Source organism: Pectobacterium polaris (assembly GCF_002307355.1).
Classification (GTDB): domain Bacteria; phylum Pseudomonadota; class Gammaproteobacteria; order Enterobacterales; family Enterobacteriaceae; genus Pectobacterium; species Pectobacterium polare.
On sequence record NZ_CP017481.1, the window covers coordinates 3,535,128 to 3,555,006 of the forward strand.

16 protein-coding genes are annotated in these 19,879 nt (G+C 52.3%); 9 read left to right on the forward strand and 7 right to left on the reverse strand.

The features are described 5' to 3' along the window. Positions 1-46: 46 nt before the first annotated feature. From BJJ97_RS15975 to BJJ97_RS16005, 7 genes are all read right to left on the reverse strand, one after another. A complete protein-coding gene (locus BJJ97_RS15975; RefSeq protein WP_095994566.1) occupies positions 47-928 on the reverse strand; it encodes an HTH-type transcriptional regulator ArgP in 882 nt (293 codons plus the stop codon). A gap of 190 nt (positions 929-1,118) precedes the next feature. Further along, complete coding sequence (locus BJJ97_RS15980; RefSeq protein ID WP_095994567.1) at positions 1,119-3,092, reverse strand: methyl-accepting chemotaxis protein; 1,974 nt, start codon at positions 3,090-3,092, stop codon at positions 1,119-1,121. A gap of 170 nt (positions 3,093-3,262) precedes the next feature. Then, complete coding sequence (locus tag BJJ97_RS15985) at positions 3,263-3,751, reverse strand: GNAT family N-acetyltransferase (RefSeq protein ID WP_095994568.1); 489 nt, start codon at positions 3,749-3,751, stop codon at positions 3,263-3,265. Positions 3,752-3,888: 137 nt separating this feature from the next. Then, complete coding sequence (locus BJJ97_RS15990) at positions 3,889-5,085, reverse strand: MFS transporter (protein WP_095994569.1); 1,197 nt, start codon at positions 5,083-5,085, stop codon at positions 3,889-3,891. Between the two features lie 136 nt (positions 5,086-5,221). Further along, positions 5,222-5,776: a TetR/AcrR family transcriptional regulator gene (locus tag BJJ97_RS15995; protein ID WP_095994570.1), complete on the reverse strand. Its 555-nt coding sequence runs from the start codon at positions 5,774-5,776 to the stop codon at positions 5,222-5,224. Positions 5,777-5,881: 105 nt separating this feature from the next. Next, on the reverse strand, positions 5,882-6,277 hold the full coding sequence (locus BJJ97_RS16000; RefSeq protein WP_095699489.1) for a cytochrome b562: 396 nt from the start codon (positions 6,275-6,277) through the stop codon (positions 5,882-5,884). A gap of 318 nt (positions 6,278-6,595) precedes the next feature. Further along, a complete protein-coding gene (locus BJJ97_RS16005; RefSeq protein ID WP_010275011.1) occupies positions 6,596-7,024 on the reverse strand; it encodes an OsmC family protein in 429 nt (142 codons plus the stop codon). A gap of 312 nt (positions 7,025-7,336) precedes the next feature. Here BJJ97_RS16005 and BJJ97_RS16010 point away from each other — a divergent pair, with 312 nt between their 5' ends. The 9 genes from BJJ97_RS16010 to BJJ97_RS16050 all read left to right on the forward strand — a co-directional run bounded on the left by BJJ97_RS16010 (position 7,337) and on the right by BJJ97_RS16050 (position 19,843). Then, positions 7,337-8,026 (forward strand): expansin EXLX1 family cellulose-binding protein, encoded by a 690-nt coding sequence (locus BJJ97_RS16010; protein ID WP_095699491.1) that lies wholly within the window; start codon positions 7,337-7,339, stop codon positions 8,024-8,026. Between the two features lie 288 nt (positions 8,027-8,314). After that, positions 8,315-9,727, forward strand: coding sequence for an SrfA family protein (locus tag BJJ97_RS16015; RefSeq protein WP_095994571.1), 1,413 nt, complete (start codon positions 8,315-8,317; stop codon positions 9,725-9,727). A gap of 2 nt (positions 9,728-9,729) precedes the next feature. Further along, positions 9,730-12,717, forward strand: a complete 2,988-nt coding sequence (locus tag BJJ97_RS16020) for a virulence factor SrfB (RefSeq protein ID WP_095994572.1) — start codon at positions 9,730-9,732, stop codon at positions 12,715-12,717. Then, a complete protein-coding gene (locus BJJ97_RS16025) occupies positions 12,714-15,176 on the forward strand; it encodes a putative virulence factor (protein WP_095994573.1) in 2,463 nt (820 codons plus the stop codon). The genes BJJ97_RS16020 and BJJ97_RS16025 overlap by 4 nt, the downstream gene beginning before the upstream one ends. Before the next feature lie 256 nt (positions 15,177-15,432). Further along, complete coding sequence (locus BJJ97_RS16030; RefSeq protein ID WP_095994574.1) at positions 15,433-15,912, forward strand: nuclear transport factor 2 family protein; 480 nt, start codon at positions 15,433-15,435, stop codon at positions 15,910-15,912. Next, positions 15,909-16,625, forward strand: coding sequence for an SDR family NAD(P)-dependent oxidoreductase (locus tag BJJ97_RS16035; protein ID WP_095994575.1), 717 nt, complete (start codon positions 15,909-15,911; stop codon positions 16,623-16,625). The genes BJJ97_RS16030 and BJJ97_RS16035 overlap by 4 nt, the downstream gene beginning before the upstream one ends. A 5-nt stretch (positions 16,626-16,630) precedes the next feature. Then, positions 16,631-17,899, forward strand: coding sequence for an NAD(P)/FAD-dependent oxidoreductase (locus tag BJJ97_RS16040; RefSeq protein WP_095994576.1), 1,269 nt, complete (start codon positions 16,631-16,633; stop codon positions 17,897-17,899). Beyond that, on the forward strand, positions 17,892-18,617 hold the full coding sequence (locus BJJ97_RS16045) for a DUF1365 domain-containing protein (RefSeq protein ID WP_095994577.1): 726 nt from the start codon (positions 17,892-17,894) through the stop codon (positions 18,615-18,617). The genes BJJ97_RS16040 and BJJ97_RS16045 overlap by 8 nt, the downstream gene beginning before the upstream one ends. Further along, positions 18,614-19,843 carry an SAM-dependent methyltransferase gene (locus BJJ97_RS16050; protein WP_095994578.1) on the forward strand — a complete coding sequence of 410 codons (1,230 nt, stop codon included), beginning with the start codon at positions 18,614-18,616 and terminating at the stop codon, positions 19,841-19,843. Before BJJ97_RS16045 ends, BJJ97_RS16050 begins: the two co-directional genes overlap by 4 nt. Positions 19,844-19,879 lie beyond the last annotated feature (36 nt).

The window sequence follows — 19,879 nt, forward strand, 5'->3', positions numbered from 1 at the left end:
ATTTACGTCAACGGTCGCTCGTGTTCCTTTTTTGACTTGGCACCCATTACCGAAAAAGATGCCGAACGGCCGCAGTTCGCACGCTCTGGCTTAACGCTTCCAGCGATGCAGAACGGATATTCCAACGGTGCCAGTACAGACGGATATCGATAGGATTTCCGGCTTGAAACGGTACTAATTCGCCTTTTTCCGTATGGGATGATGCCATATGTTCCGGGATCATCCCCCACCCTAGCCCTCTGAGAATGGCACCGACAAAAGCCGCCGTTGAAGGAACGAATTGCTGCGGCGGTTCAATCGCCTCTGGAACCAGCGATGCGATAAATAAGGATTGTAATCTGTCCTTATTGTTAAATATCAGGAGCGGCGCTTTTTGCAAACTGTCCACATTGATGCCATCCACAAAGTACGTCTCGTGAAAAATCGGTGAGCAATAGGCGCGGTAACGCATCGTTCCTAAATATTCCACGCCACAGCCTTGAATCGGTTCCGGGCTAGCGCTGACCGCTGCCATGACGCGACCTTCACGCAGCAAAGTTGCCGAATGCTCCTGATCCTCGGCGAGGATATCGAGCAAAATACCGGATTGGTGGCAGGCATCGTCCATCGCATCCAGAAACCATCCATCTATTGAATCCGCATTCACCGCCACTGAAAGACTTTGTCTGGCCGGCATTTCAAGCGTGCTGAAAAGTTCACTCTCCAACATATCTATCTGTTCTGCGTGTCGAAGTAATGCTTGTCCCGTCAGCGTTGCTCGACAGGGATTGCCCCTTACGATCAATACCTGACCAAGCTGATCTTCTAACTGCTTGATACGCTGGCTGATGGCAGACGGCGTGACGTGGAGTTTACGAGCCGCAATTTCGAAGCTGCCGCTACGGACAATCTCCATGAACGCTCTCAGACAGGGGTAATTCAGGTGCATGATTATTTTTTCTTAACAATATCGGGATGATTTAATTTGCCTTAATTAAAGGCTCGAGACAACGTTTACGGAGTGGTGAATGCCATATGCGATATTGAAGAAAATTCAGGGGGATGTGGAGCAAAAATCACGGAAGGATTAAAGATATAACCCGGCAACCGTTAGGTTACCGGGTGACAGCGTCACTTTTTTACTTTAAGAGCGCATGAGGTGACACGTGCTGCTGTTCCAAACGAAAATGCTCTATCGCCTGCGCTAACGACATAGACTGATCTTCCAGCGAACTGGCAGCAGCCGACATCTGCTGTACCAGCGCGGAGTTTTGCTGCGTCACACCATCCATTTCATTGACGGCAATCGTGACCTGACTAATGCCTTTCGCCTGCTCATCCGATGCCGTGACAATCTCACCGATGATACTTTGCACCGAGCTGACGGCGTGTGTCATGTCCTGCATGGTTTTACCGGCATCGTTCACCAGTTTAACGCCGCTTTCAACGCGCTGGCTGGATTCCTCAATCAGTGCGGCAATCTCTTTCACCGCACTGGCGCTGCGCTGTGCCAGGCTACGAACTTCCGATGCCACAACGGCGAATCCTCTTCCCTGCTCGCCCGCTCGTGCCGCTTCTACTGCGGCGTTCAGCGCCAGAATGTTGGTCTGGAAAGCGATGCTGTTAATCATGGCGGTAATATCGCCAATCTTCTTCGCACTCTCATCAATCTGCGACATCGTCTGAACCACCTGACTGACCAGCGATTCGCCGCGCTGAGCAATCTTCGTGGCATTTTCTGTCAGCGTCGTGGCCTGATGAGCATTGTTGGCATTGTGTTTCACCGTTGCGGTGATCTCTTCCATGCTCGCCGCGGTTTGTTCCAGCGCCGCAGCCTGCTGCTCCGTACGCGATGCAAGATTGAGGTTACCGCTGGCAATTTCCGCAGCGCCTTGTCGCACGGAATCACTGGCGTCTTTGATCTGTCCGACCACCTGACGCAGTTGTGACTGCATCGTATTCAGCGCGAAGAACAGGCTATTACGATCGTTGGGTTGCACGTCAATCACATTACTCAGTCGACCTTCCGCAACAGCTAGCGCAATGGTGGCCGCTTCGCGTGGTTCGCCACCCAGTGGTTTAAGCACTTTACGGCTGAACACCCAGCCCAACAGCGCGCTCACCAACAGGATACTGATCACCATCATGATGACGGCATTCATTAACTGGCGTTCAGAGGCAGCCATCACCTGACTCACCGGGACAACAATGGCCAAATGCCATTTATCTGTGCTGTTGCCGATAGTAATGGGTTGCCAGGTAATCAGCGCTTCTTCGCCAAGAATGGCATCGTCGTGTTGTACCACTGAGGACGTGAAATTGTCCGTCGGCCCTTGCCAGGCTTTGCTCGTTTGGGATTTATCCGGATAAGAGATGACTTTACTCTCACTGGACAGCAGCATCGCGTAGCCGCTGCCTTCCCAAGGCTTAATCTGGTTAACTTTTTGCTGTAATGACGCAAGGGAGATGTCTGAAGTCACGACGCCCCACAGTTTCCCCTGACTGACAATCGGTGCGGCGACTGACGTCAGCAGCGTTGGAACACCGTTGTAAGCATAGGAATAGGGTTCGATGAGCGTATCTTTCTGGCTCTTTTGCGGCAGCAGGTAGTAATCGCCTTGGCCGGGAGTCAGGAAGGACTGCAGGGGGTGCATCTTGTAATTGCCGGCCTGATCGCGGTCAACAAACCAAGCGTAGCGGCCTTTAGGCGCCTGACCTGGCTGATCGGCAAACTCAGCGTCACGACCATCAAACACATTCTCTTCAAAAATGACTGAAATCGAGAGGTATTCTGGGTTATCACGCAGAGCATATTCCGTCATTTTATCGACCACCGCGCGGTCTTTAATGCCTGCGGCGGGCAACGCAACCAGCCCTTGTCCGAGGTTATGGGCCACATCCCGGGCGTAGTTGAGTTCCTGTTGAATTCTTAATGCTTCACTTTGGGCTATCTGTTGTAAGTAGCGTTCGGCCAGAGATTTTTGTTCTTCACTAGACTGCCAGCTGAGCACCCCAATGGTGACAGCGAAACCGAGTGCGATGGTTAATGCGCCAGTTAGCAGCACTTGAGCGCGGGTACTCATTGTTTTTTTTTGTATTAATTGTTTGGCCATTATGGCTCCCCTAGAGTTGATACTTATCGTAATCAACATTCCGTTGCAATGAGCTCCTACTATTTGTTTATCGGCGTCTTTTTTTTGAACTTTAGTTACACAGATGTGAACAAAAGAGTGGCATTGGGGGGCCGGTGGTCGCTGAGGTGTGCTTGCCCTATTTCGCTGGGTTAATGGCGGTTTGATGGAGGGTTCGGCTCCAGGTTTTTGTGCATGTTAAAACCGGTGATTTGGAAGCCATTCTTTTCATATAACGCCTTGGCAACCGGATTGTGTGCAGCCACTCTCAGCCCGATTTCGCCAATACCTAATGCCGTGAGCGCGATGTCCATCGCAGCAAGTGAGGCTTTACCGAAACCACGTCCCCGCCACTCGGGCAGAAGGCAAAAATCAGAGACCCAGGCTGCGTTTTCTTTCAGAACGACCCACAAATAACCAATGATGACACCTGCATTATCTGAGGAATGAATGCACCATAACTTATTGGCTCTCGTGTGAACGCCCTGCGGTAGCGCAATATCGATCGATTGCGTGGCGATCGCCCTCGCCTTTTCCGCGTCATATCCCCGGGATTCTTGTAGATCCTGAGCATATTCAAGAATAAAAAACTGGCGATATTCGGGGTAATCCCCTTCGGCCATATCCGTTAAATTTACCATTGTGTTCACTTTCCCAGTTCGGAGTGATGACCAGCCTTGTTAATCGAGATTCATCACATCATTTATTATCAACGTAATTAATATCGTGGCACAGATTGCGCGGCTCCGGTAACACAAAACGGAACCGCGCAGAAACGTCAGGATGGGGTTTCAGATGCCGTTTTGGCCGCGCGTTCACGGGCGGCAGACGAGCAGACAAAGGCCAGAATCACCATGACAAGTACTGGCAGCATGGCGATGCGTAACCCTGCAACCTCGCCAAGGAAGCCCAGTGCAGGCGGACCGACGAGAAAAGCAAAGTAGCCCAACGTTGCCGCAATCGTGACGCGAACGGCGCTGTTTTCTCCGCTTCCCGCAGCGGAAATCGTGAGCGGGAAGCCCAGCGATGCGCCGATACCCCAGAAGATAACCGCAGCGGCGGCCAACAACGGCGCATTAGAGAAAATGACCAGCGTCAACCCAAGTGCGGCGGAGGCGGCGCTGAAACGGAGCATATTGACCTTGCCGAAGCGATCGACAAAGTACCCTCCGGCAAAACGCCCCAGCGTCATACCGGCAGTGAATCCGACATAAACCAGCGTCCCTGACGTGTGACCAAAGTTGTGACCATCGATCATCAATAGTGGCAACCAGTCGTTGGCAGAACCTTCGGCAAGCGCCATCGCAAGAATAACCACGCCGAGAATCAGCAAGCGACTGTCTTTAAGTTCGTTGAAGACCTGCGTCTTGTAGTCGCCCTTTTCCTCTTGCTCAGAACGGGCCAAATCGCTCAGCCACGGCATTTGGCGCATCAGCACAATCGCGGTGAATATCGACAGTGCTACGGCCACCACAAAATGCAGCGTAGTATTGATGTCGAACGCCGTCATCGCCATCCCTGTCAGCGCGCCGACCAGCGTTCCCAGGCTAAAAAAACCGTGCAGCGTGGTCATCAGGCTTTTATTCAGATGCTGTTCAAACGCCGCCCCTTCAATGTTGATAGCAATATCAACCAGGCCGACGCCCGCGCCGAAAATCAACAATCCCATAAAGGCGCTGGGCGTGCTTTGAATCGAAAGCGACGCAGCAAGCATGAGTAGCCCAAGCAGAAGCAGCAGGAACCCGCCAGCCATGGTTTTACGGATGCCGAGAACGTTAATGACTTTACCTGCCCCCAATACGCCGAGCATGGAACCACATGAAAAACCAAACAGAATCATGCCCATTGTTTCCGTTGAGGCATTCAGAACATCACGTATAACGGGCGTTCGGGTCACCCAGGTTGCCCACGTAAAACCGGGGATGAACATCAGCCCGAACAGTGCAAATTTATTGATAGCGGGTTTTGTGGTCATGGTTCTCGTCGTCTTTATTTAAACCAATTCGTACATATGTACGAATAACTATCGCACGAATATACACCGTTTTGCACCTGTTTCATTAGGTTCTTTTTTAATGGGAAGATGCCTGACAAGATCGCGTCGGGCAGAGTCAAGAGGTCAGTTTGATTACCGTATTGAGGATATCTTCACGGCTGACGGCTTCATTATTGAGATAGTTATGAATCGTATATCCTTCAATCATCGCATCCAGTGAACACGCGGTTGCGATACTGAAATGGAGGTGAAGCGATTTTCTGCTGCGCGTCATCCACTCCTGCAATATCAGCCGATACTCTTCTTTCCGCGATGCCAGCGCGTATAGTTCAAAACTTAACGTCAGATGACGCGGCGTTGCCCAGATGTCTCCACAGATCAGATCAACTACCGCTTCGCGCGCGCTGTCGATATCCTTTGCCTGCTTGAGGCGAACACGGAATGCGTCTGAAATACCATCGACCATATAAATGAACGCGCTGCTCAACAGCAATTCAATATTGCTGTAGCGATAGGTTAGCGTCCCCGGCGACAATCCGGCCTGCTGCGCTATTTTTCGGTAGGTTGCCCCTCTCACGCCGTGATCCAGTATGACTTCCAGCGCGGCCTCAATAATTCTGCTTTGTGTATCTTTGCCATCATGTGTTGCATCGTGTGATGGTGACATCATCCTGTTTCCCCTTAGCTGGCAATCCTGACTGTCCTAACGTTTATAACAAAAAAAACCGCCAGTGAGTGCGATCCCACTGGCGGCTTATGGTAAACGAAAAGCGGCTTAGCCTCTCAATTTACTGTGATATTCGCCTTTTAAGGTATTGATTTCAGCTAACACCGCTTTGGCTTCGCTCAGTTTACCGGCATCCGCCAGAGCCTGTGCGCTGTCCACTTTTTGCAAAATCTTATCCAGACCTTCCACATAGGCTTTTCTGTCTGGGCCATCGGCAGGCTGTTTGGCGAAATCAGGCGGAACCTGTGTTTTCGCGTGCTCAACGTGCTCACGGAATGCGCTCAGCGCGGTTTTCAGCGCGGCGGCATCGTCCGCTTTAGTGGCGGCGGTATAACTTTTCTGCATACCGCGCATGTCTTCCGACGTGGTGGCGTTTGCCAAAACAGGAGTCAGCAAACTACCGGCCAACAGCACAGAAAAACAGATCTTGGTCATTTTATTCATCTTGAACTCTCGCTTGTGTTCCACAGCACGACATACTCAGAGAATCTGACCACCACAAACCGGCCAGCCCAATATTGCTCTTGTTATATTGCGTCCTACGCCATAGCCCGCATCATGCAGCAATGACTATGCTAATTTTATGGTTATTATCGTAAAGATGTTAAATTATTTTTAATCGTTTCGTTATTTTTAATTGTATAAATGTAAAAAGGCTTACCGCACGACGCCAGTAAGCCTTTTTATCAACACAATTTTTATCGGTAAAATGGGGGAAACAGCCTCAGTTCTGCGGCTTGCTCCTAGTTCATCTGCTCGTACTTAATTCAACTGATAGGCCAGCGTAATTTCGGCCTTGAGCACTTTGGACACTGGGCAGCCTGCTTTCGCTTTTTGGATGATGCTATCGAACGTGGCTTCATCAATACCCGGCAGTTTCACCGTACTGTGCAGCGCGATTTTGGTGATGGCGAACCCGCCATCAACTTTATCTAGCGACACATCCGCCGTGGTATCGATCGATTCAGGTTTATGCCCCTCTTCGCCTAACATCAGCGAGAGCGCCATAGAGAAACAGGCCGCATGCGCCGCACCAATCAGTTCTTCCGGGTTTGTGCCGGGTTTACCCTCGAAACGGGTATTAAAGCCGTAAGGCTGCTGTTGCAGTGCACCACTTTCCGTTGAGACAGTGCCTTTTCCCTGCTTGATATCCCCTTCCCAATGCGCTTGTCCTTTCTTATGAATGGTCATGCAGTCTCCTCTTCATCGTTACAGATTAGCCATTGGCCGTTATCCGCGTTGGCGCGAAATAATGTTGTCACCCTTTAAACCGTAGAACACATTCTGAATAAATCCAAATTGATTATTCACGCATATAACTATTTCACTCGATAGAAATAAACCCAGTGATATATTCACTGCTTTACTATTTTAAGATAAAACCGATTTACCTATTTATACAAAACTCCTATTATCAATAGGCCAAAAAATGGATTTCCGTTTTGGTTTTTTATTTTACCACTCACCTATGTTATTAATCTTGAATCATATTGGATGTGAAACATGAATAAAATAACCTCATTAGCCTTGTCTGCATTATGCGTTATTCCCCTGATTAATACCGCCCACGCCCAGTGGGAACTGGACGACATCTGTTACGGCTACGCCACTGCGACGGGCTCTGGCTATCAGGGCGGTGCCCTTTTACTGGATCCGATCCCGCAGAACATGGAGATCACGGCGTTAAATCGGAACCAGCTGGATTATCGCGGCGTGAAGGCGTCGCTGGCTGGGGCCTACCTGAAAGTGAATGGACCAAAAGGCAGTACGGTGGTTTATGTCACCGACCTCTATCCTGAAGGTGGCGATTGCGCACTGGATTTATCGTTTAACGCCTTTGAGAAAATAGGCGATCTGCGAGATGGGAAAATTAATATCGACTGGACGCTGATCGAAGCGCCGGTAAAAGGCAACGTTATTTATCGTATAAAGGAAGGTTCAAATCCTTATTGGGCAGCAGTGCAATTCAGGAATGTAAAATATCCCGTTATTGAGATGAAATATATGCGCAATAACCAATGGATTGCTGCACAGAAAACCGATTATAACCACTTTATTGTTGAGCACGTTGGAATGAACGATATTCCCGTTGAATTTACCGACGTAAAAGGTAATGTCCTCAGCGATACGCTGCCGCCGATGTCACAAAGTACCTCATCCGCTTACCTGATCACGGGTAACGTCCAGCTTTAATTCTCACTGCCTTGAGGGAGGCTGACGTCGCGCAGCGTCCCTCGTTTCCGCAAATCATTACTGAAAGAGAATGCATCGTTTTTGTCAGCGTTTTCATCATATTATCTGGACGTCGTCGGCTGCACGTGCGTACACTTCCCGTTTCCCACTTTTTCTATTGCTCAAATATTTGTTAGTTTTATCACTTCTTTAAGCGTTTGATTCGCCATCATTCGCACTACAGTATACCCTGTCGCAGATTACACTCTATTTTCTGCTTTAGGCATCATTACAAAAGGTCTCTTTTGCGTGGCAAAATTATTTTTACGTAGTGGAAGTTTGGATGATTTTCTGGCGCTGGGTGAGAACGGGCAGCCAGTTTACGCATCAGCACTTCAATTGCGGGAAACGTTACGTCTCAGAAAACAGCAGCAGATTGCCGATTGCCTGGCGATTCCCCAACCCAACGAGCATGGAGACCGCATTGACTGGTATTCGCCGGTTGACGGTAAAGTCACCTCCTGGATTGCCGCGAGCGAAGAAGAACGAGAAAAGGCGCTGGCGTTACTGGAAACCTATCAAGCTGCGGTTGCTGATATCAGCCAGCGTGCGCAAAATGCAGAAAAAGCCGGGCAGAAACTTTTCGGTGTCCTGCTGGCAAAAGCGATACAGTTCCCTGGAGCGAACCACGTCTATCTGGTTGATGGTAAACCGGTCTTAACATTCTGGGGCTTCGTCAATCTCGATAAGAAATCCCGTCTTGATGCATTGGACTGCCTGCGACCGCTCATCAAGGAAGCGGAACCGCTTTTTGTTGCACCCACCCCGGCAGCAAGCGCCACAACATTACCGCTGGTTGAACCCGTTCCCGAGCCTGAACCCGAACCACAGCCAGTCAGCCCACCGGAACCCGCCGAGCCTGCGCCTGTCGCCGCTGCGGCAGTGCCTGCTCGTGCACCGTTCTTCCGCCTGTGGTGGCTGTTACCTGCCGCTGCGCTGTTAGCGATTTTGTCACTGCAAATACGTGGCTGCGTGTCAGGACAAGACGACAAACCGACATCCGATGTCGCCGCGACGGTCAAGTCAGAAAAACGTGCCCTGCCTTCTTCTACTCCGGCTGAATCTGCGCCACCGCAAGAAAGCACACCTGTTCCACCTGTCGCAGAAAAAGAGGTCGTGAAAGCCGCTGAGCAATCAGTTGCTACGGCACCGGTTGCTGCTGCGCCTGTAGCAGATGCGGCCAAACCGGAAGCGCCTGCGGTCACGGAACCGAAAGAACCGGCTGCACCGCCAGTTGAGCCCGTTGTCGAGCAAGTGCCAGCGATTCCTGCAGGCAAGGATGATTTAGTCATGCCAGCCGACGCGGTGAAAATTGGCTCGATTAAATTCCTGAACGGTAACTGGCGCGTCATCGTTGATAGCAAAGCCCCGATTACCGGCAGGCCGCCTAGCCTGCGTTACCAGATTCAAAATGGAAAAGGTACCGCACGCATCACTCATGGTGACGGTGTCACGTGTCGCGCCAATATTGAGGCAGGATTAATGAGCTCCGGCAATCTGATCATCAACAGTCGTTCCGGCGCCCGCTGTTCCGATAATTCTCGTTTCCAAATGCCAGAACTGGTCTGTAAACAAGGCGCATCCGGCACCGCGGCGGAGTGTATTGGTCGTTATGATGCAGACACCGTTTTCCCGATGACGATAAAGCGCGAGAGTAAATAATCATGCTGGCGACGATTACCGATTATAAACAACGCATTACGTTGATTCAGGACAGCGGAATTCAGTTTCTGGATTTTGCTTTAAAGCCGCAATTTTCGGCTGAACAACCTAACCGCTATGTGCGTAAAAGTGCTAACGGCCCCTTGCTGCACCTGCTGTACGATGAGCAGTCGGACAAATTTCTGCTGCCTTCTGCCACTGGGATGCCGCCGGAAGTCGTGAAGCCTGAGTTGAGTATTTCGCTTGAGCAATCGCTGAAGCTGCTAGAGAACATTTGGCTGCCGCTGCCCTTCTTCCGCTTTAACCCGCCGCGCACCTTCATGGGTGGGCCAGATAACTGGGCGCGGATGCAGATTCTTGCGTTGGATAAACCCGATCAGGACGGCAATACGCACCGCATTTGTCTGGCGTTCGATACCAAAACCTACCCAGAAGGCCACGAATACGAGTCGCTGGCACCTAATGCCAATGACATCAAAACTGGCGGGAATTTCGCACTGGCTTACCACAGCGATGAGTTGGGTGAATTCCTTGATGAAACCTGGGTTGATGGTTGGCTGCGCGAAGTTTTTGCCCAACAGGTCAAAAAACAGGAAAACCGTGACAGCCATGATGTGAAAGTGGCGCTCAGGGGCTTTGAGTATCAGGCACATTACCTGAATGTGTTGGATATGCTGGGCAACCAACTCGAAATACCAGAAATTCGCATCAATACCAGCACGCTGCAGGAACCCGCAGTCAACGTTGACCTGATTTTGGATGTCGGCAACTCGCACACCTGCGGCATTCTGGTTGAGGACCATGCGGACGAAAGCAACGGCCTGAAGCAGACCTATGAACTGCAATTGCGCGATCTGAGTGAGCCACATTATCTGTACAACGAACTGTTTGAGAGCCGCGTCGAGTTCTCGCAGGCGAAATTCGGTAAAGACAACTTCTCCGTGGAAAGCGGTCGTGATGACGCGTTCATCTGGCCGTCAATCACCCGCGTCGGACGCGAAGCCAGCCACATGGCGCTGCTGCGTCAGGGAACGGAAGGATCGAGCGGCATTTCCAGCCCACGTCGCTATCTGTGGGACGAAGAAAGCTATGCGCCAGGCTGGCGTTTCAGCCAGACCGACGCACATTCGCAGACCGAACCGTTAGCGACAGCCATGCCGCTGACCATCATGCTGAATGATGAAGGCCAGCCGCTCTATAACCAACCGCTGGAAGAGCGCTTACCGGTGTTTTCACCGCACTACAGCCGCAGTTCGATCATGACATTCATGCTCTCCGAACTGCTGGCCCAAGCGCTGATGCAGATGAACAGCGCCGCTCAGCGGTTGAAGATGATCCACAGCAGTGCGCCGCGTCAGTTGCGAAATATCATTCTGACGTTGCCTTCCGCGATGCCGAAACCCGAGCGTGAAATTTTCCGCCGCCGCATGCATGAAGCGATCGCGCTGGTCTGGAAAGCGATGGACTGGCATCCGATGGATGAGGATTTCACCACACCAGCCGATAAGCAGTTGAGCCGGGTTCCGGTGCCTGACGTACAAATCGAATGGGATGAAGCTACATGCGGACAGATGGTTTACCTGTATAACGAAGCACAGGTGAACTTTGGCGGCCGTGCGGAAGATTTCTTCGCCAGCATGGCACGCCCCGATAAAGAACTCGATGAAGGTGAACCCGCGGGCAAAACGCTGCGCATTGCCTCAATCGACATCGGCGGCGGCACCACCGACCTCGCCATTACGCAATATCTGCTTGATGACGGCGTCGGCAACAACGTTAAAATCATTCCCCGCCTGCTGTTCCGCGAAGGCTTTAAGGTCGCTGGCGACGATATCCTGCTGGATGTAATTCAGCTTTATATTCTCCCTGCGCTACAGGCTGCGCTGAAAACCGCCGGAATGGCCAGCCCGGATGCACTGATGGCGAAGCTGTTCGGCAATGAAGGCCGTATGGACGCACAGCTCACGCTGCGTCAGCAGGTAACGTTGCAGGTCTTCATTCCGATTGGTCGCGCGATTTTAGAAGCCTATGAGCGCTTTGACCCGCTGGATACCAGCGCCGAGATCGAATCCACCTTCGGCGAATTGCTGGAACAGGCACCAACGGAAAAAGTGCTGGAATACATCAATACGGAAGTGCAGCGCGAGCTGCCAGTCAGCGACAAGGTCTTCGATATTTTGCAGGTGCCGCTGATTCTTAAACTGAACAAACTGCACGGCGAATTCCTGTCTAACAAAATGAACATCACGCAGAATCTGCGCCTGATGTCTGAAGTAGTATCGCTATATTCGTGCGATGTGCTGCTGCTTACGGGTCGCCCTTCGCGCTTCCCAGGGATTCAGGCGCTATTCCGCCACCTGCAACCGCTGCCGATTAACCGGATGCTGTCGCTGGATGGCTATCATACCAATGACTGGTATCCGTTTAACAAACGTGGGCGCATCGATAACCCGAAATCTACTGCCGCTGTCGGCGCGATGCTGTGCCTGCTGGCGCTCGATCTGCGCCTGCCGGGCTTTTACTTTAAGGTCGGTGATTTCCAGCCTTATTCTACAGTGCGCTACCTCGGCATGATGGACAGCAGCAACGCGCTGACGCTGGATAACGTTTACTACAGCGATATCGATCTGGATGCGCCGGATTTCGAGCTTGACCCGAAACTCAGCTTCCAGGTGCGTGGCTCACTCTGCCTCGGCTTCCGCCAGTTGGACAACGAACGCTGGCCTGCATCCTCGCTCTACATGCTCTCAATTGTCGATCAGGATTTAGCGCGTAAAGTCGTCGGTGACAGTAAGCTGCGTGTCCGACTGGCCGTGACGAAAAGCGACGATCAAGACAGCCCTGAGCGCTTTGAGATTGCCGATGCGGTACTGGAAGACGGCACTCGCGTTCCACCACATCATTTACGACTCAAATTGAACACATTATCCGCTAACGGCTCAGGTGCGACCCATTATTGGATCGATAGTGGGAGTGTATTTAAAAAATGAAACGATTAACGCCCAAACAGCTCTCTACCCGACTTCACGGCCAGCTACAGGCCGTCGCGCAAGGTGTTGAACAGGCCATCGACTGGGTTGACAGCACACGCCAAAACGCCCCGCGTCTGGATATCGAAGCTGACCGTCTGATCGTCAAACTGCGTCGTAATTACAATAAAGCACAGCATCTGTCCGATGTGGCGCAGAAAGACATCGCCATCGGCTTTTTTGGCCTGTCTCAGGCAGGGAAATCCTACCTGATCACGTCGCTGGCCGGGGGCGAAAACGGCAAGCTGGAAACCGCTTTTGAAGGGCAACAGCTGGATTTTATCGATCACATTAATCCGTCCGATCGCGCAACCGCGCTAGTTACGCGCTTTAGCCGACAGTCGGGCGTGAAGAACAAATCGTTTCCCGTTCAACTGCAACTGCTCAGCGAACTGGATATAGGCAAGATCATGGCCAACGCGTTCTTAAACGATCTCAATCAAGAGACCGCGTTTGAAGAGCTGGACGAGCGCCATATTGCCGAACACATTAAAACGCTGTTGATGCACCGTCAGCCAGAACCCGTTGAAGGGATGAGCCGCGATGAAGTCGTCGAACTCTGGGACTATCTCGCGCGTCACGATGTCAAACGGCAAAAACAGCTGGAAGCCCACTTCTGGCCGGTTGCGATTGAATTAGCGCCTTATCTCACCGTTGACGATCGCGCTCAGCTATTCTCCGTACTGTGGGGCGAGCTGAATTCGCTGACCACTGCATATCGTCATTTCAGCCACACGCTGCAACACCTGTCCGGTACGCGCAAGCTGTTAGCACCGCTGCGGATACTGGTGGATGATGAATTAAATCCGGCAGACGGTCTGATCGACGGTTCGGCGCTGGAACGCTTGCACAGTGCCGACGATCCCGGCGTGCTGGTGCGGCCGGTTCAGAATGGCCGTGCAGGGAAAACGACGGAGCTTTCGCTGGCTGAGTTAACGATGCTGACGGCGGAGCTGCTTATCCCTCTGCATTTGCCGCCTAAAGAAGCGCTGTTCGAGCAGGTTGATGTGCTGGACTTCCCCGGCTTTGGTGAGATCCGCGAGACGCGGAACGAGCCACCAGCAAAACAGCAAAGCACACAGCATCCACTGGCGCACACGCTATTGCGGGCGAAACGCGCCTATCTGCTGGAGCGCTATACCGACAATCAGGAAATGAACGTACTGATGGTATGCAGCGCCGCAGGCAACCGCGCCGACGTTAAAGTCGTCGGTAAGGCGCTGGATCACTGGGTTAAACAGACTCAAGGCGAAAACGCACAGGTTCGTAGCCATCGTAAACCGGGGCTGATTTGGGCGGTCACCCGTCACGATCGCCGTATTACGCACGGGCAAAACTATGATGCCGCGGTACAACGCTATGTGGGTAATCCGGGCGACGCCTGGGGAACGATGCTGGCGATGGATAAACGCGGCGTAGCGCGGATGGCAACGTGGCTGGGCGCGGAAGTCCACCGGGATGTAAAACTGGGGCGCATCAGCGAACAGCTTAGCGAGATTCAACGTGAACTCAGCGATAACCTGCTGGGCAACTGGTATCTGCCCGTTGATGTTGACGATCCGGCGGAAAAACAGCGTATCGCAGAGACCTTGCTCAAATCGCTCCAGACTCGCACCGGCGTGCACGGTGAACTACTGGAACGGCTGCTGCCTTCGCGTGATGAGCTGCGCCGTCTGTATCTGCAACAGAAAGGGGCAAGCTATGGCGGTTTCCACGCGGATGCCGAAGACCTCTCCGCCCCGTCCGCTCATAGCGATCCGTTTGGTGTTGGGATCGAAATCGATCTGTTTGCCGATGAACCGATCGCTATCGATCAGCCTGCACCGCCTATTTTGACGATCGACCACAGCTATGAGGCGGACTACGCGCACGGCGTTTATCGTTACTGGATTAACTATCTGCGTGGCCTGCCGGAAAATGCCCCGCTTCTCGATTTGCTGAACGTGCCGAAAGCGACGATCGAAATGCTGGTTGAAGAATTGATTACCGGCAGCATCCGTTTGCGGATCGAAGAAGCGTTGGTAGATATGCTGGTCGACGGCGAGCAGTTGGGCATCAACCGCGAGAATAAGGCAGACCGTCAGGTTTCACGCGTGCTGACTATTCTCGGCGACTTCGTTGCCTGGCTCGGCTTCCAGCAGCTTGATGAATCCTTGCGCCCTGCCAGCCGTATCAATCGTGGTCATAAAATTTTCGCTAAACCCGAAAAACAGGCGGTCAGCTTTGGTGCTTCACAGCGCTTAACCAAACTGTCGCTGACGCCTACCAACAATACGGCGTTTTATATCTATGACTGGCTGGTGGGTCTGAATGAGATGATTATTCAGAATGCGGGCTATTCCGCTGCACGCGAAGTCAGCGATGAACAGCGTGAGCAGTTGGGCACGATTCTGACGTTGATTAAGCCTGCCGAGAAATAACATCCGGCCTATGGCTGTCGACCTAGGAAACATGGCGTGACGTTGTCACTACACTTTGCGCCATGTTTCCTTTTTTCTGCCATATTTTCCTTCCATCTGTATTTATCACCTCCTTATCGTTCTGAAAAATCTTATTGACGAACGGTGGATTCAATCTATACCTAAGTTGATATCTTTCAATTAATAAGCGTTGATGTTCCTCTATCTGTTGGCCATTTCCACCGCGTGGGAATGGGTGACCTTAACAGGAGTGGTTATGACGATAGAAAAAGCGCGCGAGGAAGACGGCATCTCGGTAGAAAATGGCGAGTATGAACCTATTCTGCTGAAAATAAGGGCATTTTATCGAGAGCTGACAGCCGAGAGATTAACGGAGTTGGGTGGTATCTATCATCAGGATATCCACTTTATCGACCCTGTTTCCAGCCATCATGGGTTGAGTGCTTTGCATCGCTACTTTTCTCATTCACTCGACAATCTGAGCTACTGTCAGTTCGAGATCGCTGATGTCCATACCTTCCGCGGCGGTGCGACGATGTTCTGGACGATGCACTATGCGCATCCGTCGTTAAAGAGTAACGCACCGCTGACGTTAGCAGGCTGTAGCCACCTGCTCTTCGCCGACAACAAAGTTATCTATCACCGTGATTATTACGACATGGGCGCGATGCTTTATCAGCATGTTCCCCTGCTTGGCTCGCTCATCAGCCACCTGAAGTCGAGACTTCAGACATGAACCGCGTGTTGATTACCGGGGCGAGTTCTGGGATCGGCCAGCAGTTAGCGCTGGATTATGCCAGAGACGGCTGGGACGTCCTCGCCTGCGGGCGCGATGAACAACGACTTAATGCATTAACTGCCGCCTTCCCAACCATTCGCACGATAGCCTTTGATATGACGAACCTGGCAGATACGCAGCAGACGTTGGACGGCGTCACGGTCGATCTGGTGATTCTCAGTGCGGGAACCTGTGAGTATCTGGATAACGGCGTCGTTGAAGCGGAAAAAGTCAGTCGGGTGCTGACAACCAACGTGATCGGCCCGGTGAATTGCCTGTCGGTGTTATTGCCACAGCTTGCCAACGGAAGCCATCTGGCGCTGGTGGGTTCAACTGCCAGCCTCGTTGCGCTGCCGAGAGCGGAAGCCTATGGCGCGTCAAAGGCCGCGCTGGCCTACTTCGCCCGCAGCCTGTCACTGGATTTGCAGGCTCGCAATATCACCGTGTCGCTGATCCTGCCCGGTTTTGTCGATACTCCATTGACCGCACGTAATGACTTCCCGATGCCGATGCTGATTTCCGTGTCACAAGCCTCAGAAGCTATTCGCCGTGGTCTGGCAAAGAAAAAACGTGAGATCGCTTTCCCTCTGCGCTTTGCGCTGTTGCTCAAAGCGATTTCTATCCTCCCACAGTCATGGCAACGTCTGCTCGCCAGCCGGTTAGTAAGGTAAACAGTATGAAGATTGCCATTATTGGTAGCGGTATTTCTGGCTTAACCTGCGCACTCAGATTATCCGATCGCTTTCAGGTGTCGGTGTTTGAGGCGAACGATTATCTGGGTGGCCACACGGCAACGGTCGATGTGGTTCAGGATGGCACGACCTACCCCATCGATACGGGATTTATTGTCTACAACGAGCGGACCTATCCCCATTTTATTGCGCTACTGGATGAGTTGGGATTAACCGGACAGCCCACTGAAATGAGCTTCTCGGTCAGTAATCCGGTTTCGGGCCTGGAATATAACGGCCATACGTTAAACACGCTGTTCGCCCAGCGCGGCAACCTGCTCCGCCCCAGTTTCTATCGTTTCGTTGCGGAGATTGTGCGCTTTAACCGCGTCTGCAAGCGGTATCTTGCCAGCGGTGATTATCAAGGTCTGACGCTAAGCCATTTGTTGCAGCAGGAAAAATTTTCGCCGTTCTTTGCCCAGCACTATCTTTTGCCGATGGGCGCGGCTATCTGGTCGTCGTCGCTTGAGGATATGCGGCATTTTCCTCTGTCGCTTTTCCTGACCTTCTTCAACCATCACGGGTTACTGGATTTGGTCAATCGTCCACAGTGGATGGTCGTGCCCGGTGGTTCACGGGAGTATGTGCGGCGACTCGCAGAACGTATCCGCGATCGAGCGACGATCCACCTCCAGACGCCCGTCAGTCAGGTCATACGCGATGACGCGGGTGTTACGGTATGTACCGCCGATCAGACATATCGGTTCGATCAGGTGATTTTCGCCTGCCATTCCGATCAGGCGTTGGCGCTGCTGGCAACGAGTACGCCCGATGAGCTGCGAATCCTCGGCGGCATGCACTATCAGCCGAACCACGTGATCCTGCATACCGATACCCGGCTTCTGCCTCATAGTCGGCGAGCGTGGGCAAGCTGGAATTACCGTTTGCCGGTCGATCAGGCGTTTAGCCGCGCGCGTGCCTCTGTGACCTATAACATGAACATCCTGCAAGGTATTCGTTCATCCACCACCTTTTGTGTCTCGCTGAACCCTCAGCAGGATATCGACCCGAATACAATACTGCACCACGCGATTTATCATCACCCGGTATTTACTCAACAGACGACAGAGTACCAGCAGCAGCGTGAACGTATTAATGGGCACAACCGCAGCTGGTTTTGTGGTGCCTATTGGTACAACGGTTTTCATGAAGATGGCGTCAAAAGCGCGCTGGATGTCGTCAACCTCCTCCATCAGAGTGTGCAAGATGAATAGCGCCTTGTATGTTGGCAAGGTTCGTCATCGACGTTTCACGCCCGTCACGCATCGTTTCGACTATGCGTTATTCATGGCGTTAATCGATTTAGATGAGATTCCCGCCTTGCCGCATGTCGGCATTGCGCTGGAGCGCTTTTCCCCTGCGTCATTTTGTCGTGGCGATTATCTCGGCGGTGGCGATATCAAAACCAAAGCACAGGATCGAATTGAGGAACTAACTGGGGAACGCCTCACGGGGAAAGTGCTACTGCTGTGTCAGCTACGCTATCTGGGCTGCTATTTTAACCCGGTCAATTTCTATTATTTGTACGATGAGCATAACGAACTACGCTGGTTATTGGCGGAAGTGCGTAATACCCCCTGGAACGAACGTCATACTTATGCCGTCGTCCCCGATGGTTCTACGCCGATTTCCAAAGCGTTTCATGTGTCGCCTTTTAACCCGATGGACATGGTGTATCACTGGCGGCTCACGCCACCCGACGCGCGTCTGCGGATCCACATCGAGAACCACAGGCAAGGACGCGAGTTTGACGCGACGCTGGTGCTGCATCGTCAGCCGCTCACTCGTGCCGCCCTGCGCGCTCAGCTTTGGTCTCTGCCGTTAATGACGATGAAAACCGCCTGCACCATATATTGGCAGGCTTTGAAACTGTGGATTAAACGCTCGCCCGTTTATCCTCATCCGCAGTCTGGAAAGAAGGACAACTCATGAGTTCAACGGAAACACAGTTGGTGCGTCACCCGAGCAATACCGCTCGCTATACTCGGGCCAAAAAAGTGGTCTTTCTTCTGCTTAGTCGGATAGAAGGCGGAGGGTTGCGCCTTCGCGAACCAGAAGGCAACGAAACGTTATTCGGCGATCGGCACGCGGCACTGCAAGGCGATATCACGATACATAACCCCCGTGTTTATCGCCGCGTCTTGCTAGGTGGAAGTATCGCTGCGGGTGAAAGCTATATCGATGGCGACTGGAGCTCAACCAACCTCACGCTCGTTCTCCAGCTTTTGGCGCAGAATCAGGCGCTAGTCGATACGCTTGAAACGCGCTTTGGCTGGCTGACGGGGCCATTTCATCGTTTCATCCACTGGTGCCGCCGTAATCGTCCGCAGCAGGCGCAGAAAAATATTGCCGCCCATTACGATCTGGGCAACCATTTTTACCGCAGCTTTCTCGATAGCGAGATGCTCTACTCCAGCGCCTGGTATCAGCAACCCGAGATGACGCTGGAAGACGCACAGCGCGCCAAGCTGCGTCGCCTCTGCGAACAGTTGGCACTCTGTGAAACGGATCATTTACTGGAAATTGGCACCGGCTGGGGAGGATTAGCCGAGCTGGCCGCACGTGAATATGGCTGTCATGTCACCACGACTACACTGTCGCAACAGCAGTATGACTACGCGGTTGAGCGCATTCAGCAAGCCGGTCTGAGCCATAAAGTGACGGTGCTGTTACAGGATTACCGCTCGTTGACCGGTCAGTATGACAAGTTGGTGTCGGTCGAAATGATCGAAGCGGTCGGAAAAGCGTATTTGCCCACCTTCTTCAAGCGCTGCCAGCAACTGCTGCGTCCACAAGGTCGCATGGTGCTTCAGGCAATCACGATTGCTGACCAGCGCTACAGCCACTACAGCCGCAATGTCGATTTTATCCAACGCTATATTTTCCCCGGCGGTTTTCTGCCCTCGATTACCGCGATGACCACCACCATGACGCGGCATACCGATTTTATCACCCGCGACCTGTTCGATATCGGTCAGGACTATGCCCGTACCCTCAGCGAATGGCGGCAGCGCTTTTATCAGCAGTGGCATATGTTGAGTGCTCAGGGCTTTGATGAACCGTTCCAACGTCTGTGGGTGTTTTACCTGTGCTATTGCGAAGCGGGCTTTCGCGCACGCACCATCAGCACGGTACAGCTCACCGCAGAAAGGCCATGAGCAAAAAGCATGGCTTTCGATCCTTTACACTCAACC

Coding starts and splice junctions, on each gene's coding strand:
- BJJ97_RS16030 (WP_095994574.1), top strand. CDS start 15,433: ATGACGATAGAAAAAGCGCGCGAGGAAGACGGCATCTCGGTAGAAAAT.
- BJJ97_RS16050 (WP_095994578.1), top strand. CDS start 18,614: ATGAGTTCAACGGAAACACAGTTGGTGCGTCACCCGAGCAATACCGCT.
- BJJ97_RS15975 (WP_095994566.1), bottom strand. CDS start 928: ATGCACCTGAATTACCCCTGTCTGAGAGCGTTCATGGAGATTGTCCGT.
- BJJ97_RS15990 (WP_095994569.1), bottom strand. CDS start 5,085: ATGACCACAAAACCCGCTATCAATAAATTTGCACTGTTCGGGCTGATG.
- BJJ97_RS16035 (WP_095994575.1), top strand. CDS start 15,909: ATGAACCGCGTGTTGATTACCGGGGCGAGTTCTGGGATCGGCCAGCAG.
- BJJ97_RS15980 (WP_095994567.1), bottom strand. CDS start 3,092: ATGGCCAAACAATTAATACAAAAAAAAACAATGAGTACCCGCGCTCAA.
- BJJ97_RS16010 (WP_095699491.1), top strand. CDS start 7,337: ATGAATAAAATAACCTCATTAGCCTTGTCTGCATTATGCGTTATTCCC.
- BJJ97_RS16020 (WP_095994572.1), top strand. CDS start 9,730: ATGCTGGCGACGATTACCGATTATAAACAACGCATTACGTTGATTCAG.
- BJJ97_RS15995 (WP_095994570.1), bottom strand. CDS start 5,776: ATGATGTCACCATCACACGATGCAACACATGATGGCAAAGATACACAA.
- BJJ97_RS16005 (WP_010275011.1), bottom strand. CDS start 7,024: ATGACCATTCATAAGAAAGGACAAGCGCATTGGGAAGGGGATATCAAG.
- BJJ97_RS16000 (WP_095699489.1), bottom strand. CDS start 6,277: ATGAATAAAATGACCAAGATCTGTTTTTCTGTGCTGTTGGCCGGTAGT.
- BJJ97_RS16040 (WP_095994576.1), top strand. CDS start 16,631: ATGAAGATTGCCATTATTGGTAGCGGTATTTCTGGCTTAACCTGCGCA.
- BJJ97_RS16025 (WP_095994573.1), top strand. CDS start 12,714: ATGAAACGATTAACGCCCAAACAGCTCTCTACCCGACTTCACGGCCAG.
- BJJ97_RS15985 (WP_095994568.1), bottom strand. CDS start 3,751: ATGGTAAATTTAACGGATATGGCCGAAGGGGATTACCCCGAATATCGC.
- BJJ97_RS16045 (WP_095994577.1), top strand. CDS start 17,892: ATGAATAGCGCCTTGTATGTTGGCAAGGTTCGTCATCGACGTTTCACG.